A 15,045-nucleotide genomic window follows, 5' to 3' on the forward strand; every position below is an offset into this window, starting at 1 on the left:
TTTGCAGCTCTCAGATTAAAAAAACCCTTTGACCAATAGAATGTGATATAAGAAAATGGGAATATAATAATGGCGCGATGAAATTCGCCCTCACAGCTAAGTATTCCTGAACTGGGAGGTCACTTTGTTTCGGAAATCTGCTTGCATAATCTCACTCGTATTGGTCCCTGCTGTTGTTGGTGCCGACGCCGTACCCAGCGAAGATGCTGCCGAGGGATTGTTTTCTGATCAGCCCTATTCCCCTTACGCCCAACGCACATTTCCTGAACGCCCATTATGGGGGGACACTCACCTTCACACCGGGCTTTCGCTGGATGCAGGTGCTTTCGGGAACACATTGCTGCCGGATGAGGCGTGGCGTTTCGCCAAGGGTGAGCAGGTCATTTCTTCAACAGGTCAGCCGGTAAGACTGTCACGACCATTGGATTGGATGGTTCTCACGGATCACACGGACCTGATGGGGTTCGCGCCGGATTTGCAGGCTGGCAAGCCGGGCGTTCTTTCTGATCCGAAAGGACTGGAGTGGTACGAAGGGTACAAGGCCGGCGGGGAAGAAGCCGGTAAAGCGGCTTTCGACATCATCACCAATTTTTCGCAAATGACACTGCCGGAAATCCTGCTGGAATCCTACAGCCCCGGTGCCGACGCATTTGCCTTTACCTGGGAAAGCATCGTTCTGGCGGCAGAGCGGCACAATGACCCCGGCACCTTTACCGCTTTCATCGGCTTTGAATGGACCTCGGTACCGAAAGGGTTCAACTTGCACCGCAATGTCATGCTGCGCGATGGGCCAATCAGGGCGCTTCAAATGGTTCCGCCGGTCACGCAACCGCCCTATGGTGATACGGATCCAAAGGCGCTTTACGCCTGGCTTGAAGAGTACCAGGAAAAAACGGGGGGGCGTGCTGTTGCCTTTGCCCATAACGGGAACCTGTCGAACGGGTGGATGTTCCCGACCGAAGACACGTATCACGGCGGCAAGGTTGACGAGGAATATGTCGCGGCCCGCGCAAAATGGGAGCCCCATTACGAAGTCACCCAGATAAAGGGTGACGGTGAAGCGCATCCTTTCCTGAGCCCGGATGATGAGTTTGCCGATTACGAGAACTGGGACGTCGGCAATCTGGACATAACCGAGTTGAAAACCGATGACATGCTGGCCGGAGAATACGCCCGAGAGGCATTGAAACGCGGATTGATGCTGGAAGAAAAGTTTGGCGTGAACCCCTATAAATTCGGCATGGGGGGCGCGACGGACAGCCATACCTCTCTGGCCACGGCCGAAGAAGACAATTTCTTTGGAAAATCCGTCAGCGTCGAACCCTCAGCCTCGCGTATCAAGCATCCGTTCATAGCCAATGACCTTGGGGAAATTCCCGGCGACCTGCTTGTCGCCTCCGGATACACGGCCGTCTGGGCCACCGAGAATACGCGCGCGGCGATCTTTGACGCGTTCAAGCGCCGCGAAACCTATGCAACGACCGGGCCAAGGATCGGTCTACGGTTCTTTGGCGGATGGGATTTCAGTGAAGCAGACGTTGAAACTCGTTTCCTTGCCAATGTTGGCTATACCAAAGGCGTGCCAATGGGTTCGGACCTGCGCCCGCGCGAGGGCGAGGCTGCGCCAAGCTTCCTGATCGCCGCTTTGCGCGACCCGGTTGGTGCCAATCTGGACCGTGTTCAAGTGATAAAGGGATGGCTCGACTCCGAAGGTGCCTTGCAGGAAAAGGTCTACGACGTCGCATGGTCGGATAACCGCGAGGTCGATCAAAACGGCAAAGTCCCTGCGGTTGGAAACACTGTGGACGTGGAGACTGCCAGCTGGACCAACACAATCGGAACGGCCGAACTTGTCACCGTATGGTCAGACCCGGATTTCGATCCGAATGCACGCGCGTTTTACTACGTCCGCGCCATCGAAATTCCAACGCCGCGTTGGATCCTGTACGACAAGTTGAGATATGGTATCGAATTGCCCGAGGATGCAGTGCTTACGCATCAGGAACGCGCCTATTCGTCCCCGATCTGGTACACCCCGGCAGAGTGATCCGTTCTGCGATTGGAACACAAGCCGAGTCAATGACCTTACCTCGGTGCGTCCTCCGCGTTACTGTAACACGTGGAGGGCATCATCATGCAAAACCCGACCCGATGATGCCAACATCTGAACAAACAATCAAAACACGTTCCACGCAGGAGGCTTGATGCGAGTACTGAAAGAACCTCTGCTCCATTTTTTTTTGATTGGAGCGGCAATTTTTGTTTGGTTCCATATCGTAGCGCCGGAAAGCGAGAGCGTTGAAGATCTTGAGAAAATAACACTCGACCAGGATGACGTGGCGCTTTTGTCCGCTCGTTTCGAAGCGCAGTGGAAACGCCCTCCAAGCGATGCGGAACTGAAGGCTTTGGTCGACGCATCCATTCGTGAAGAGGTTCTGGTCAGAGAGGCAAGGCAACTTGGTCTGGATCGCGGAGATCCCTTGATAAGGACCCGGCTGAGCCAAAAAATGGATTATCTGACCGAAGCCATTGCCACTTCCATCGTTCCGAATGACGAAGATCTGGAGGTTTTTCTTCAGGAAAACGCGGAACGCTATGCAACGCCTGTCATGGTGGCCTTTAATCAGGTCTTTCTTGGAGAGGAGCCCGCAGAGGCCGAAATCGAGAAAGCACTGGCCAGCCTGCGCGCCAAGCAGGACATTTCCGATCTGGGCGGTTCGACCTTGCTGCCGGCGTCAATGCCTTTGTCCGCGACGCGGGTTGTCGAGTCGGTCTTTGGAGGAGGGTTTTCGAAAAGCATCACAGAGGTCGAAACAGGTCAGTGGACGGGTCCGATCCGGTCAGGTTACGGTATCCACCTTGTCGAGGTCGTTGCTGTCGAGCCCAGCCGAACACCTCCTTTGGCCGAAATCCACGACGCGGTGCTGCGGGACTGGCGCCGCGCGATGAGTGAAGATTTGGCGCAAGCGCAATATCAGTCTCTGGCCGAAAAATACGAGATTGTGGCCCCCGATCTTTCAGGCCCGGCCAAATGAGAACCTTGATCTGCTTCCTGTTTGCGCTGCTGTTTGTGTGGCCTGCAAATTTCGCCGCTGCGCACGCGCTTGATCCGGGATATCTGGAAATTCGTCAAATTGCCTCTGACACTTGGAGCGTTCATTGGCGAAAGCCCGACGTGAATGGCCAACCGATGGCGATTGACGCAGTTTTGCCAGATGGCTGCACACCGGCGCGTGGCCCGGATCCCATTTCCGACGGTCGAGGGTGGGTTTCGTCCTGGGTCGTCGAATGCCAGGCGGGTATCGCGGGCCAACCCATTGCCATTGAGGGCCTTGAGACTCAGAGAAACGACGTGCTGGCGCGTATGCATCCCGTTGATGCTCAACCTACTACGCTTCGTTTTACACCGGATATCAATGTCCAAATCATACCTTCTGAACAGTCGACATGGTCAGTGTTTGCCGCATATTCCCGGTTGGGGTTTGAACACATATTGGAAGGTTGGGATCACCTTCTGTTTGTCTTCGCGCTGTTTGTTCTGGTCCGCGATCCATGGAAACTTGTCGGAGCAGTAACTGCGTTCACACTTGCGCATTCAATAACCCTGGCGCTGGCAACGATGGGCGTTTTGAATGTTCCCGGACCACCGGTCGAGGCCGTTATCGCACTGTCCATCGTTTTTCTGGCGATGGAGATCGTCAAAGGCGGCGAAGGACGGTTCCGGCTTTCAAAACAGAAACCATGGATCGTTTGCTTCGGGTTCGGGCTTTTGCACGGCCTTGGTTTTGCAGGGGCATTGGCTGATATCGGGTTGCCTCCTGACGATATTCCCGCGGCATTGCTGGCCTTCAACCTCGGTGTCGAAGCCGGGCAGCTGAGTTTTATTGCTGCCTTGGCTCTTCTGATGGCGACCTGGCGGCTGATCGCGCTTCCGGTTGGCAAACATGCCACTGTCTTGACCGCGTATGGGATCGGCTCAGTGTCAATGTACTGGCTGATAGAACGCGTAAGCGGTTTTTGAACTGCAGCAAAGTTGCGAGTTGAGCAAGATTTTGTGGATCATGACGGCGCATGTGCCTGAAATGGAATGCGGCCCGAGCCTGACCTGCTGAGCTTTTGCGCCGTTTCGGATTTGCTTCGATGAAAGGCCATGGTCATAAACAGCACAAAGCCAAGTGTTTTCAATCGACAGTGGCCGATGGCAATTCGCCGAAACACTTTTTGTAATCTTGTGAGAACTGCCCGATATGCCAAAAACCATATCGGTTTGCGGCGTCAGAAATTGACAGATCTTTGCCTTGCTCTGCAAGCAGGCTTCGAACCCTGTTAAGGCGGAGCCTTGTGTAATAGGCCTTTGGGCCGATACCGAATTTTTCGTTGAACGCGCGTTCCAATGTGCGCAATGACACACTGATATCCCCGCAGATCTCGCTGATGGGGACGTTTTCGTCCGGGGTCGCCGTCATCCGATCAATGGCCGCAGCAAGTGCCAGAGCTTTTCGGTTTATCCGCGGCTCCCTGCGATCCGCCCCGCCCCCCAAAGCGATCCGCAGTATCTCTTCGATCAAATGGGTTTCGCCCTGTTCTGACGAATTTGGGGTCGCCAACAAAGTCTGAATGTCGTTCAAAAGCGCAGCCGAGCGATCAGGTGGCGTTGCAGGCAACAAAAATGCCCCGAATTCTGTATCAGAGACTGCGATCCCCATCTTCTCGCCTATTTTCACCGCATTCTCAGTTTCAACGGTCATCGTATATCCGCCGAACCCGCTGTCGCTGATACAGTCGAACTCATCGCCGCTGCCGAAGGACAGAAACGGTGGCGTTTCGATGCTGGTACCGTTCCAGTCCGTCAGTCTTGAATGGGTAGGGATGCCAAATGTGATGTGCCCCTTTGGAGACGCGCCGATCTGGTGCACACGCCGCGAGAAACCAAACTTCATAACGGAAATCAGCGGGCCGGATCTGACCTTGAAATCAGCCTGCATTTCGCCGTCTTCGATCTGACGGAAATCCATATCCCATTTGGATATTGCGGCGATTTGGTTCGGATCACGGAAAGTGGCCGCAAAAAACCGGGGAGCTTCGGGCGGGGCCAGGTCTGGTTTTGTCGATTTTTTGATGCGGTGCAAAATATCTCCCCTGTAGTTTGCATGAAAAGCTTAGTCGAAACATAGGAATATGTTCAAATGAAATTGCCCGATCCGCTTGCCGCGCCCAAACGTGGTCGCCCTCCGCTTCCGAAAGCAGAAGTGCGGTCGGAACGGATCGTGACCCTTCTTACACCCTCACAGCGTCACAGGCTTACGCGTCTTGCGGATTTAACCGGACAGACGCTTTCCAGTGTCGCCCACGATCTTATCGCACAGGGTCTGGAGCGAGAAGAAAACCCAAGAAAAAAGGAAACCTAAAGAAATGGATCTCAAGTTGTTTTTGCTGGGTTCTCTGGCGATCAGCGCACCTGCCTACGCGCAGGATGCACCCATTGCGCATGATTCCGAGTTTTATATCCTACAGGCCCAGAACAAGGATGCCTGGGAACAGGACGATACAGCCGTTGATCAGGCTCTCGCGGCATTTCGAGACGAGAACGGTGGCAACCCCCCGAACATCATCAGTATTCTGGTCGATGACATCGGTTTTGGGGATATGGGTATCCCAGAATTGAACGCGGTACGCGGCATCAGCACCCCAAACATCAACGATTTTTCTGACGAAGCGATGCGCATGGTGCGCATGTATACAGAGCCATCCTGCACCCCGACACGTGTGGCCCAGACGACCGGTCGTCTGCCGGTTCGGATCGGAATGGGTGATACGACCGTCGACATCGCCGGTTTCGGTTTGCCCGGAGAGGAAGTGACGCTTGCCGAGGTATTGAAGGCCGAAGGATATGCAACCTCGCATGTCGGGAAGTGGCACATGGGTGACATTGCCGAGAGCTGGGCAATGAACCAGGGGTTCGACTATGCGCAGCACGCCGTTCATCAACAGGGCCAGTTGACGATTTTCAATGACGATGCAATCCGCGAGCAGGTTTCGGTTGGTATCGCAGATTTTGTCGACGATTACACGATCGACGACTGGTTCCGCCCCGATGCATCGGCCATGGCCACGGTGATCGAAGGAAATGCCGGCGGACCTGTTCGTGAGATCCGAATGGAGCCGGGTGAACGTTGGAACGCAGCCAAATATGATGAGATGAACCAAGCATTTCAGGACAAAACCCTGAGTGAACTGGAACGCTTGGCCGGCGGTACTGAGCCTTTCTTCCTACAGTATTGGCCGATGATCCCGCTGGACAACACGCGGGCCGGGCGTGACGGACCGGAAAGCGTCAATGGAGGTCTGTACGCCGACAAACTGCAAGAGCTGGATACGTATTTGGGCGAAATCTTCACACGCATGGACGAGCTCGGCGTGACAGATAATACGATTGTCGTGTTGATGGGCGACAACGGCCATTTCACCAAGTATTCACCGGCATCCGGTTTTACGCCAATGGTCTTTCGCGGAGGCAAAGGCGATACGACCGAAGGCGGGGTTCGCGTGGACGCTTTCATAAGGTGGCCGGGTCTGATTGAACCAGACAGCATGATCAACAACATTATTCATGTGTCTGATCTTTATACGACGCTGGCTAGATTCGGCGGCGCGGTTCAGCATATTCCCCGAGACCGGTTGATTGATGGCGTGGATCAATCTGCCTCGATCCTGTTTCAAGATGAAAGCAAAGGTCGGCGTGATCACGTGATCATCTATTCGGTGAGTACCCCAAAGGCGGTCGTCAAGGACAAGCTGAAGCTCAACCTGCCCGGGCCGGGTCAAAACGCGATCATTGCAGATTTCTTTGATGTGATGCGCGACACGCACGAAAAGTACCCGGTTTCGACCGAAGTTGGTGCTTGGGGCGGGCAGGAGTTCGTCCGCATACTGGGACGCCACATGGCGAGAAAAGAGCTTTTCCCCGACACTGCCCCGGCCACAGGAATGCCGTATGAAGGAATTGAAAACCTGCGGCCGGAAACGCAACAGGCAGTCGAGGCTTTCATGGTCAAAAGATCTGCGGCGCAACAATGAAACAAGGCCGCGCGCGTCAACAGAAATGCGCGGCCGCGAAATCGACACGCAAATAGGGCAAGCGTTGGCGTACTTCTTAGCCGCATCCGAAACAAATATTGCGCCCCGCTGGTATCAGCAGCTCTGCGCAATGGAGTAAACATATGCTTATTGTCTTAGGTCTCTATTTCGGAGTGATCTGGGTGGTGTTTTCCAAGCTGGGGCTGCTTCCATGGAACCGGTTCTGGAAATCTGTCGTCTATGGGGGTGCCGCAATCATTGCTCTGGTTGTAATCGGTGCCCTCAACCACACTACACCGACAGGGCCTGTTTCGGTGCAGGGCGTTGCCACCAACATTGCCCCCAATGTGTCAGGTACTGTCGTTGACGTTTCGGTCCGCCCCAACGAACGGGTCGCGAAAGGGGATCCGCTGTTCCGGATTGACGATACACCCTTTCGGATCGAAGTCGCCCGGCTGACAGCCAGTCTTGAAACCGCGCGTTCTGCGGCAGATCAGTTACAGTCCGACCTGGCAGCGGCGGAAGCCGACATTGAATCCCTCACCGCGCAATTGACCTTTGGCGTCCAGCGCCGTGACGACATTGTCGATCTTGAGAAGCGGGGGGCATCGACGACCTTCCAGTTGCAGGAAGCCGTGTCTGCCATCGATCAATTGTCCGCAAGCCTGCGCGCGGCCGAGGCGCGCAAAGCCGGTCTGGAGCGGCGGATTGCCGCCAAGATCGACGGCATTGATGCCGGCGTGGTCGAGGCTGAGCAGGCTTTGGCGCAGGCCTTTTGGAATTTGGAGCAAACAGTCGTGCGCGCGCCGGAAGACGGCTTTGTCACCGCCGTTTCTCTGCGTCCCGGAAATCGTGTATCTATCGCACAGGGGGCGATCTCTTTTGTTGTCCCCGATGACCGCCATCTGATCGCAAGTTTGCCCCAATCAAGTCGCATGAACGTTTCCGTCGGCGACCAGATCCGCCTTGCGCTGCGAATCCAGCCGGGCGGCGAAATAACTGGGACCGTCATATCGTTGCCCGTAGGAACGGCAGAGGGCGTTGTTGACTCGCGCACGGGCCTTCCTTCACTGCGCGATCTGGCTGGCGTGTCCAGCTATCCGGTGCTGATCGAAGTTCCGGACCAGATCAATATCGAAGATTTTCCATTCGGGACTTCTGGCACGGCACTGGTAATTACGGACAAGGCGGGCGCAATCGGTGTGTTGGCTGAAATCCTGTTTTGGATCACCAAAAAGCTGAATTACATCTGAAATATTGGAGGGACGAGATGAAAACAGAACTGGCAATGAAAGGCGCGGGTTTGGCCTTGGTTGCGGCGTTTGGCACAACCGCTTCCGCGCAGCAAAGCGATTGGTCCTATGAAGCGACGATTTACCTTTTCATGCCTGAAACGGAAACGTCTATCGAAACCCCGTCTGGGACATTGGACGGCACGTTGAGTTTCTCTGACGCTCTGAGCAACCTGGATTTCGCCTTTATGGGCGCGTTTGCGGCATCCAATGGGCGTTGGAGCCTGCTGGCTGACTACAATTATACAAATTTATCCTTCAGCAACAGTGGTGCCGGTCCGTCTGGATCCACTCTCGACACATCATTCACCACCCAGTTCCTAAGTGGGTACGTGGCCTATCGGGTCTATGAAGATCCTTCCGTTCAACTGGACATTGCCGGTGGTTTCAGATGGTTCAGCACCGAAACCAATTTCACACTAACGTCCGCTTCGGCACCTGGGCGCACGACCGTTGTTGACGACGATTGGGTAGACCCGGTCATTGGCGCAAGAATACGTTACGTTTTTTCCGACAAATGGACGGGAACCGGGTTCATTGATTATGGTGGCTTCCGCAGTGACAGCGAAACGTGGCAGGTTCTGTTGACCGCAGATTATGCCATCAATGACAGATGGGTGATCCGCGGCGGATATCGCTATATCGCCTTCGACCATGAGATCGGCGGCAATGATTTCGAGTTCCATCAATCCGGGCCGGTGATCGGGGCGACCTACCGATTCTGATTGACTGTAAACGAATATTGTCTTCGGCTTCGACTTGGCACGAGAAGTCGGACGGGCAGATCGCGCATGTTTGGTCGGTGCAAACCTCCTTATTACAAGTTGTTTGCTGCGTTCCGCGAGCAGGAGTTCCAGCAACCATCCTGCTTTTCGGGGTGATGAAGGGCTGCAAATCTGGTGGCGCGGGTAAAAGCGGAGCGGGTCGCAACCGATCTGCTGCCGGATTGGCCGCCTGATCCGGTATCCAGGCGGCCCTGCCTGTCAGAACCAGCGACCAATTGCTGTGACGGATGGCGCCAAGGCTGCCGCATCCGAGATCGCCGAGAAGACAATGAATGTCGATTGGGACGACGAAGGTGTATCAAACCCGGTAAAACGGGTTGCAACGCCTCCGGTACCGTTCAGGTTCGGGGGCGTCGAAAAGTCAGCCGGAAAATCCCAGGTTATTGGGCCGCTTTTGAAAAGAGCACCCTCAACAGTCGTACAGGCCACGGGCGCAAGAGTGGCCGTACAGATCTGAGTACCGTCGGCAAACCGCACATAATCTCCGTTGGCGTTGCTGCCGCGCTCAATGACAGCGCCGGTCGGAACACCTGCGTTTTCCGTCACTGTTCCAAGAAGGTTTCCAGGGCCGTATCCATAGTCGGCGCGCATCAGTCGGCCCGAAGTCGTATCGCTGGCGTCGGCCTGAACAGCTGCCCCCGACACGGTTCCGGCTACGGGATCAAAGGTCATCGCTTCAATCCAGTTGCCGCCGTCAGGAGACACTTTGATGGAAAATCCGGTTGTGCCAGACAGTCCCATTTCCGCGTGACCTGTCCAGTTCGATTGGAACAACAGCGACGCGGTGTCATCTGCGCTGGCTTTGTTGATCTTCAGCTGATGCCCGCCGCCTTCGTGGCTCAGCAAGGTCGCCGGGCTGCGAACGGACAAACGGTTCGTACTGTCTGAATTGGTCGCAACCCCGACTCCGTCCAGGTTCTGAGTGCTGACAGGCAGGGGGGCCCAGGCTGTTCCTGTCCAGTATTTCAGATCTCCGGCCGCTTCATCCCAGGCGCGCCAGCCAATGTCGGGGGTCACGAAATGCCAGGCGTCGTCCAGCCAGGCGGCAAGTTCACCGGCATGTCCTGTCCAGTCCCCGGTCGGGTTGGCTCCAAGGGCATGAACTTCGCCTTGCTCGGGGGCAACAGGAGGTGTCCCGGAATCTGTTGACCGTACCGAGAGTTGCACGACCAGATCGAGCTGTCTCAGGGCTTCGTTGTGGGTAACGTGTTTTTGCGCTTGTGCCGGTTGCAGCAAAGGCAGGTTCAATCGGGGGGATGTTTGTGACACGGGGGTTCCTCCTGTGGCGTCGGTCCGAAGCTTCGGTTGCGCGCTACCCTGCCGCAAAGCGCGTCAATCCTGTCTGACCGGGCCGACCGCCCAGGGAAGATTTTGGTAAGATTCTGATGTCTGCGGGGAACCCGCCGATGGGTGTTCCCGTGCAGAGCAATGCCCGGGAATCAATCGCGGGCGTAAATGTCTTCGTATCGGATGATGTCGTCTTCACCCAGATAGGTGCCAGTCTGTACTTCGATCAAAACCATGGGAACTTTCCCGGGGTTTTCCATTCGGTGTGTCGCTCCCAGTGGGATATAGACGGATTGGTTTTCGGTTACCAAACGCTCCTGATCATCGATGGTGACCTTGGCCGTGCCTTCAACCACGATCCAATGCTCGGAACGATGATGGTGAGATTGCAGGCTGAGCGACGCACCGGGATGCACATGGATGCGTTTGACCTGAAACCTGTCTCCGATCACAAGGCTTTCGAACCAGCCCCACGGACGATGATCCACCGGCAGGGCTTCTGCCTGCTTCGCCCCCTTGGCCTTCAGTGCTGCAACGGCCTGTTTCACGTCCTGGGCCTTGTCCATGCTCGCGACCAGAACCGCATCGGGCATCGCAATGGCAATTACGTTTTCCAAACCCATTGCCACGACTTCCTGCGCCGGCGACTCGGACCGTATCAGCGCATTGCGGCAGTCGATTGCCGTTACTTCTCCGTTGGTCGCCACACCGTCTTCATCGGGGTTCGACAGCTCTTGAACCGCGGTCCAGCTTCCGACATCGGACCAGCCAGCGGAATAAGGCACCACGCTCAGGTTCAGGGCCTTTTCCATCACTGCGTAGTCTATTGAAATGTCTTCCACACCCGCCCATGCTGCCGGGTCCAGTCGAAGAAAGCCCAAATCCGTTTTTGCCTCGGCAACGGCCTTTTGAACCGGCGGGATCAGTTCGCTCGCGTGCTGTTCAAATGCTGCAAGGATATCGCGAACTGCAAACAGGAAGATCCCCGAGTTCCAAAGATAGCTGCCATCCGACAGCATCGCCTCGGCCGTTTTCCGGTCAGGTTTTTCCACAAAACGATCCAATGGGACAGCCTCATGGGTCGTATCCGGCGGATGGCGGAGTTTGAGATAGCCGTATCCGGTTTCCGGGTGCGTCGGAGTGATGCCGAAAGTTACCAGATCGCGCCGTTCACTTATTGCCCGTACGCCTTCGGCAACGGCTTGATGAAAGGCGTCCATGTCCGGAACCACGTGATCAGACGGCGCCACCAGCATGATGCCATCCGGATCTCGCGCCGCCAGATACAAGGCTGCGGCAAGAACAGCGGGGGCGGTGTTTCGACCTTCGGGCTCGATCAGAATTGGCCCGGGGTCAATTCCGACGGCCATCAATTGTTCCGGGACAATAAAGCGAAAAGCCTCGTTGGTCAGAACAAGTGGCTTTGCATACGGCGCCTGCGAAGGGCCGAGCATCCGTTCCGCGCAATTCTGCAACAGGCTTGTTTCGCCGACCAGAGGAACGAATTGCTTGGGATAGCTTTTGCGTGACAGGGGCCACAAACGTGTTCCCGAACCTCCGCAAAGAATGACGGGGTAGACTGTATTGGTCATGCACGTGCCTTCGAATTGCGGGTGACTGACAGTATTGCCATGTTTTTAGTCAAGTAAAACAATCTGTGGCTACTGAGCAGCTTTCCCCGTGGCGACAATGTCATTCAGATATTGGCTCAGATCATCGCGCAGGTCTTCGCGGGCAAGAGCAAAAGCAACGGTGGCTTGCAGAAAGCCTGATTTTGAACCGCAATCAAAACGCTGACCGTCGAATTTATAGCCGTAGGCCGGCACTCCCGCGGCAATGTCCTGGGCGATGGCGTCGGTCAGCTGGATTTCGCCGCCGCTTCCGGCTTTTTTTGCGTTGAGGTTGTTCAAAACGGACGGCCGAAGCACATACCGACCGATGACCGCCAGATTGGATGGTGCTTCCGATGGGTCAGGCTTTTCAACCATTCCTCGGGTAGGGACGACAGACCCGATATTGTCGCCAACATCGAGCACGCCGTAGGAACTTGTCTTTTCTTTTGGAACTTCCATCGCCGCGACCATGTTGCCACCGGTGTCTTCGTAGGCCTCGATCATCTGTTGCAGACAGGGTTTGTCGGCGGCGATGACGTCGTCAGGCAGCATGACGGCAAATGGTTCATCGCCGATCAGCCGTCGGGCGCACCAGACCGCGTGTCCCAGCCCCAGAGCTTTGTGCTGGCGGATATAAGCTATCGCGCCGCTTTCCATATTCGTTTTGTTCAGCACATCCAGAAGTTTGTTTTTGCCTTTGGCTTTCAGCTCCTGCTCCAGCACCAGGTTGTGGTCGAAATAATCTTCCAGCGCGGATTTGCCGCGTGACGTTACAAAAATAAACTCCTTGATCCCGGCGGCACGGGCCTCGTCAATTGCGTATTGCACCAATGGACGATCCACCAGCGTCATGATCTCTTTCGGAACGGATTTGGTTGCTGGCAAAAAACGCGTTCCCATGCCCGCTACTGGAAAAACCGCTTTGGTAACTTTGCGTGTCATGGTGCCTCTCAATTATCAAGTTTTGCCAGCAGAGCAGGAAATGTCCGGAATGTCCTCATAGGCTGCAATACCCTGTCAATCAATGATGCCTGATGGATCAGGCTGCTATCAGTCAAATCGTGCCACCTTGCCAAGGAGGAGTCAAAAGCCCGGTCTGATGCGGTATCAATACAATACTTGTGCACAAGGTGCTTGGATCATTGGCTGACTGCACGGCGTAGAGCGGGACACATCACCGCCGGTCCATTACGAAAAATTCATAGGCTTGTTCTTCGCGGCTTGTCTTGCAGCTCATGGCGTTCCCTGAACCGACCCGACCGGGTTGCCGCGCCGCGTATCATGTTATTTTTGCGTGGTTTTCCGACGCGGAAAACCGCAACCCGCCCAAAGTCGCCCACAACCCTCTTTTCGGAAGCAAACGGCTTGAAGGACAAGCCGCGTCAAAGGGTGCAGACGGACAGAGTATCTTCCTTGGCAAAAGGGCGGCTGACCGCCTTGTTCAACGCATCCGAGTTTTTGATTTGCCCTTTCAAATTCTGTTCTCGAATGGGCAACAATTGTCACGCGGTTCCATAGATAGGTTCTGGGAACGCCTGATTGTTGCACATTGGATCGATGAGCAGGCCGGATGTCAGAGTCGGCTGGACACCTTGGTTTGCCTCACGGGGCCAGGCTTGTTTTCATCAGCGCATCCGGAAAGCAGGTCTGTTCGATGCCCACGGTCTCTTGCCATCGACCTATCGAACGACGCGTTTTGAACCCCGGCAGTCCATCGACTCCTCCGACATCATGTCCTTTTTGTTCCAACGCCTGCTGCATCTTGGCAATATCGGATCTGTACAGCCCGCCGACCTTTCCCCAAGCGCCATTGAAATCGCCGATTCCGTATTGAATACGGTCGCCAACATGGCCGACAAACAAGGCATACAGGTCGCTTTTGTTGTATTCCTTTAGAACGTAGAAGTTTGGCGTAACCAGAAAAGCCGGACCATGTCGTCCTGCGGGCATCATCAAATACCCGTCACCACGCAGCTCATGGGCCGGAAAGGGGTTGCCCGAGACGCGACGTACACCCATCTCAACCCAGTCCTGAATAGGTCGCCCCTGATCAGGGCCTTCCAAAGCGCAAGAGACATTTTGGGGTACGAAAACCTCGAATCCCCAGTCCCGTACAGGAACCCAGCCGTGCTTCATGAGGTAGTTTCCGATTGAAGCAATCGTATCTTCGGGTGACCCCCAAATATCAGCCGCCCCGTCGCCGTTGCCGTCGACAGCATAAGACAAGTAGTTGGACGGCATGAACTGAGGCTGACCCAAAGCGCCAGCCCAACTGCTTTTCATTTGCCGGGCGGGCTGGTGCCCTGCCTCTGCGATTTGCAGGGCGGCAACAAGTTCGGTTGTGAAATAGTCTGCACGGGTGCTCATAAAGGCCTTGGTCGACAGTACCCTGAAAGCATCATGCCGGATCGGAACCTGTCCGTATCCGCTCTCTCTTCCCCAGATCGCCAGAATAATGCGGGCAGGAACGCCGGTTTCGGCTTCGACCGCCGCCAGAGTTGCGGTATGGCGCCGTGCCATTCTACGTCCTGCCGATGTTGCGCCTTGTACCGACCCCGGATTGAAATAGCGACCGGGTGAGCCAAACTCGGCCTGTTTCTGGACCTTGGGAGTTATGCGCGTGCTTCCCGGTGGCACCAGATCCGGCAATTTCCAGTCAAGGGTCACGTCAGAGAGGGCTTGTTGCATCGTCTCTCGTGTCACACCTTTGGCCTTTGCCCGGGGCCAAACGGTTTCCTGCAACCACGACTGAAACTGGCGTTCGATCGCCGCACGATCCTGCGCCAACGAGGGCTGAAAGAGCAGGATCAACCCGAAGGAGAATACCAGAATACGCATCTTCATTTTGTCTGTCCCGGTTGGGATTGCAAGTCAATGGGAAGATACCGCGCATCCTTGGTTCCATATACCCGAAGTTGAATCGGGTTAGACTTGGGCAATTTGTGGTTTGAAAAACTCTTGAGAAAATTCACGCACTTGTCGATAGTCGAA

General features: G+C 55.3%; 12 protein-coding genes. 7 read left to right on the plus strand and 5 right to left on the minus strand.

Going from position 1 to position 15,045, the window contains the following annotated elements; translation table 11 throughout:
• The first annotated feature begins 124 nt into the window (after positions 1 to 124).
• The 3 genes from GS612_RS13180 (at position 125) to GS612_RS13190 (ending at position 4,021) form a co-directional block, all read left to right on the plus strand.
• Positions 125 to 2,047, plus strand: coding sequence for a DUF3604 domain-containing protein (locus GS612_RS13180; protein WP_171640914.1), 1,923 nt, complete (start codon positions 125 to 127; stop codon positions 2,045 to 2,047).
• A gap of 157 nt (positions 2,048 to 2,204) precedes the next feature.
• Positions 2,205 to 3,035, plus strand: coding sequence for a peptidyl-prolyl cis-trans isomerase (locus GS612_RS13185; protein ID WP_171640916.1), 831 nt, complete (start codon positions 2,205 to 2,207; stop codon positions 3,033 to 3,035).
• A complete protein-coding gene (locus tag GS612_RS13190; protein WP_171640918.1) occupies positions 3,032 to 4,021 on the plus strand; it encodes a HupE/UreJ family protein in 990 nt (329 codons plus the stop codon). Before GS612_RS13185 ends, GS612_RS13190 begins: the two co-directional genes overlap by 4 nt.
• Positions 4,022 to 4,181: 160 nt before the next feature.
• Here the strand turns inward: GS612_RS13190 and GS612_RS13195 are convergent, their stop codons facing one another.
• Positions 4,182 to 5,129, minus strand: a complete 948-nt coding sequence (locus tag GS612_RS13195) for a helix-turn-helix domain-containing protein (RefSeq protein WP_171640920.1) — start codon at positions 5,127 to 5,129, stop codon at positions 4,182 to 4,184.
• Positions 5,130 to 5,186: 57 nt separating this feature from the next.
• Here GS612_RS13195 and GS612_RS13200 point away from each other — a divergent pair, with 57 nt between their 5' ends.
• From GS612_RS13200 to GS612_RS13215, 4 genes are all read left to right on the plus strand, one after another.
• Complete coding sequence (locus tag GS612_RS13200; RefSeq protein WP_152460509.1) at positions 5,187 to 5,408, plus strand: hypothetical protein; 222 nt, start codon at positions 5,187 to 5,189, stop codon at positions 5,406 to 5,408.
• Between the two features lie 4 nt (positions 5,409 to 5,412).
• Positions 5,413 to 7,077, plus strand: a complete 1,665-nt coding sequence (locus tag GS612_RS13205) for a sulfatase-like hydrolase/transferase (protein ID WP_171640922.1) — start codon at positions 5,413 to 5,415, stop codon at positions 7,075 to 7,077.
• Between the two features lie 143 nt (positions 7,078 to 7,220).
• Entirely contained in the window at positions 7,221 to 8,330 is a 1,110-nt protein-coding gene (locus tag GS612_RS13210; RefSeq protein ID WP_171640924.1) for an HlyD family secretion protein, read from the plus strand.
• A 17-nt stretch (positions 8,331 to 8,347) separates the two neighbouring features.
• A complete protein-coding gene (locus GS612_RS13215; RefSeq protein WP_253286168.1) occupies positions 8,348 to 9,094 on the plus strand; it encodes an outer membrane protein in 747 nt (248 codons plus the stop codon).
• A gap of 258 nt (positions 9,095 to 9,352) precedes the next feature.
• Here GS612_RS13215 and GS612_RS13220 read toward each other — a convergent pair whose 3' ends face one another.
• The 4 genes from GS612_RS13220 to GS612_RS13235 form a co-directional block, all read right to left on the minus strand.
• Positions 9,353 to 10,423 carry a DUF2793 domain-containing protein gene (locus GS612_RS13220; RefSeq protein WP_171640926.1) on the minus strand — a complete coding sequence of 357 codons (1,071 nt, stop codon included), beginning with the start codon at positions 10,421 to 10,423 and terminating at the stop codon, positions 9,353 to 9,355.
• Positions 10,424 to 10,593: 170 nt separating this feature from the next.
• Positions 10,594 to 12,033, minus strand: a complete 1,440-nt coding sequence (locus tag GS612_RS13225; RefSeq protein ID WP_171640928.1) for a mannose-1-phosphate guanylyltransferase/mannose-6-phosphate isomerase — start codon at positions 12,031 to 12,033, stop codon at positions 10,594 to 10,596.
• 69 nt (positions 12,034 to 12,102) lie between these two features.
• On the minus strand, positions 12,103 to 12,996 hold the full coding sequence (gene galU, locus GS612_RS13230; protein ID WP_152460504.1) for a UTP--glucose-1-phosphate uridylyltransferase GalU: 894 nt from the start codon (positions 12,994 to 12,996) through the stop codon (positions 12,103 to 12,105).
• Positions 12,997 to 13,656: 660 nt separating this feature from the next.
• Positions 13,657 to 14,892 (minus strand): lytic murein transglycosylase, encoded by a 1,236-nt coding sequence (locus tag GS612_RS13235; RefSeq protein ID WP_371809346.1) that lies wholly within the window; start codon positions 14,890 to 14,892, stop codon positions 13,657 to 13,659.
• Between the last annotated feature and the right edge of the window lie 153 nt (positions 14,893 to 15,045).

Origin of the sequence: Ruegeria sp. HKCCD6157 (genome assembly GCF_013110685.1) — a bacterium.
In the GTDB taxonomy this organism is placed as follows: domain Bacteria; phylum Pseudomonadota; class Alphaproteobacteria; order Rhodobacterales; family Rhodobacteraceae; genus Ruegeria.

Coding starts and splice junctions, on each gene's coding strand:
- GS612_RS13185 (WP_171640916.1), top strand. CDS start 2,205: ATGCGAGTACTGAAAGAACCTCTGCTCCATTTTTTTTTGATTGGAGCG.
- GS612_RS13190 (WP_171640918.1), top strand. CDS start 3,032: ATGAGAACCTTGATCTGCTTCCTGTTTGCGCTGCTGTTTGTGTGGCCT.
- GS612_RS13200 (WP_152460509.1), top strand. CDS start 5,187: ATGAAATTGCCCGATCCGCTTGCCGCGCCCAAACGTGGTCGCCCTCCG.
- GS612_RS13205 (WP_171640922.1), top strand. CDS start 5,413: ATGGATCTCAAGTTGTTTTTGCTGGGTTCTCTGGCGATCAGCGCACCT.
- GS612_RS13210 (WP_171640924.1), top strand. CDS start 7,221: ATGCTTATTGTCTTAGGTCTCTATTTCGGAGTGATCTGGGTGGTGTTT.
- GS612_RS13215 (WP_253286168.1), top strand. CDS start 8,348: ATGAAAACAGAACTGGCAATGAAAGGCGCGGGTTTGGCCTTGGTTGCG.
- GS612_RS13225 (WP_171640928.1), bottom strand. CDS start 12,033: ATGACCAATACAGTCTACCCCGTCATTCTTTGCGGAGGTTCGGGAACA.
- galU (WP_152460504.1), bottom strand. CDS start 12,996: ATGACACGCAAAGTTACCAAAGCGGTTTTTCCAGTAGCGGGCATGGGA.
- GS612_RS13235 (WP_371809346.1), bottom strand. CDS start 14,892: ATGCGTATTCTGGTATTCTCCTTCGGGTTGATCCTGCTCTTTCAGCCC.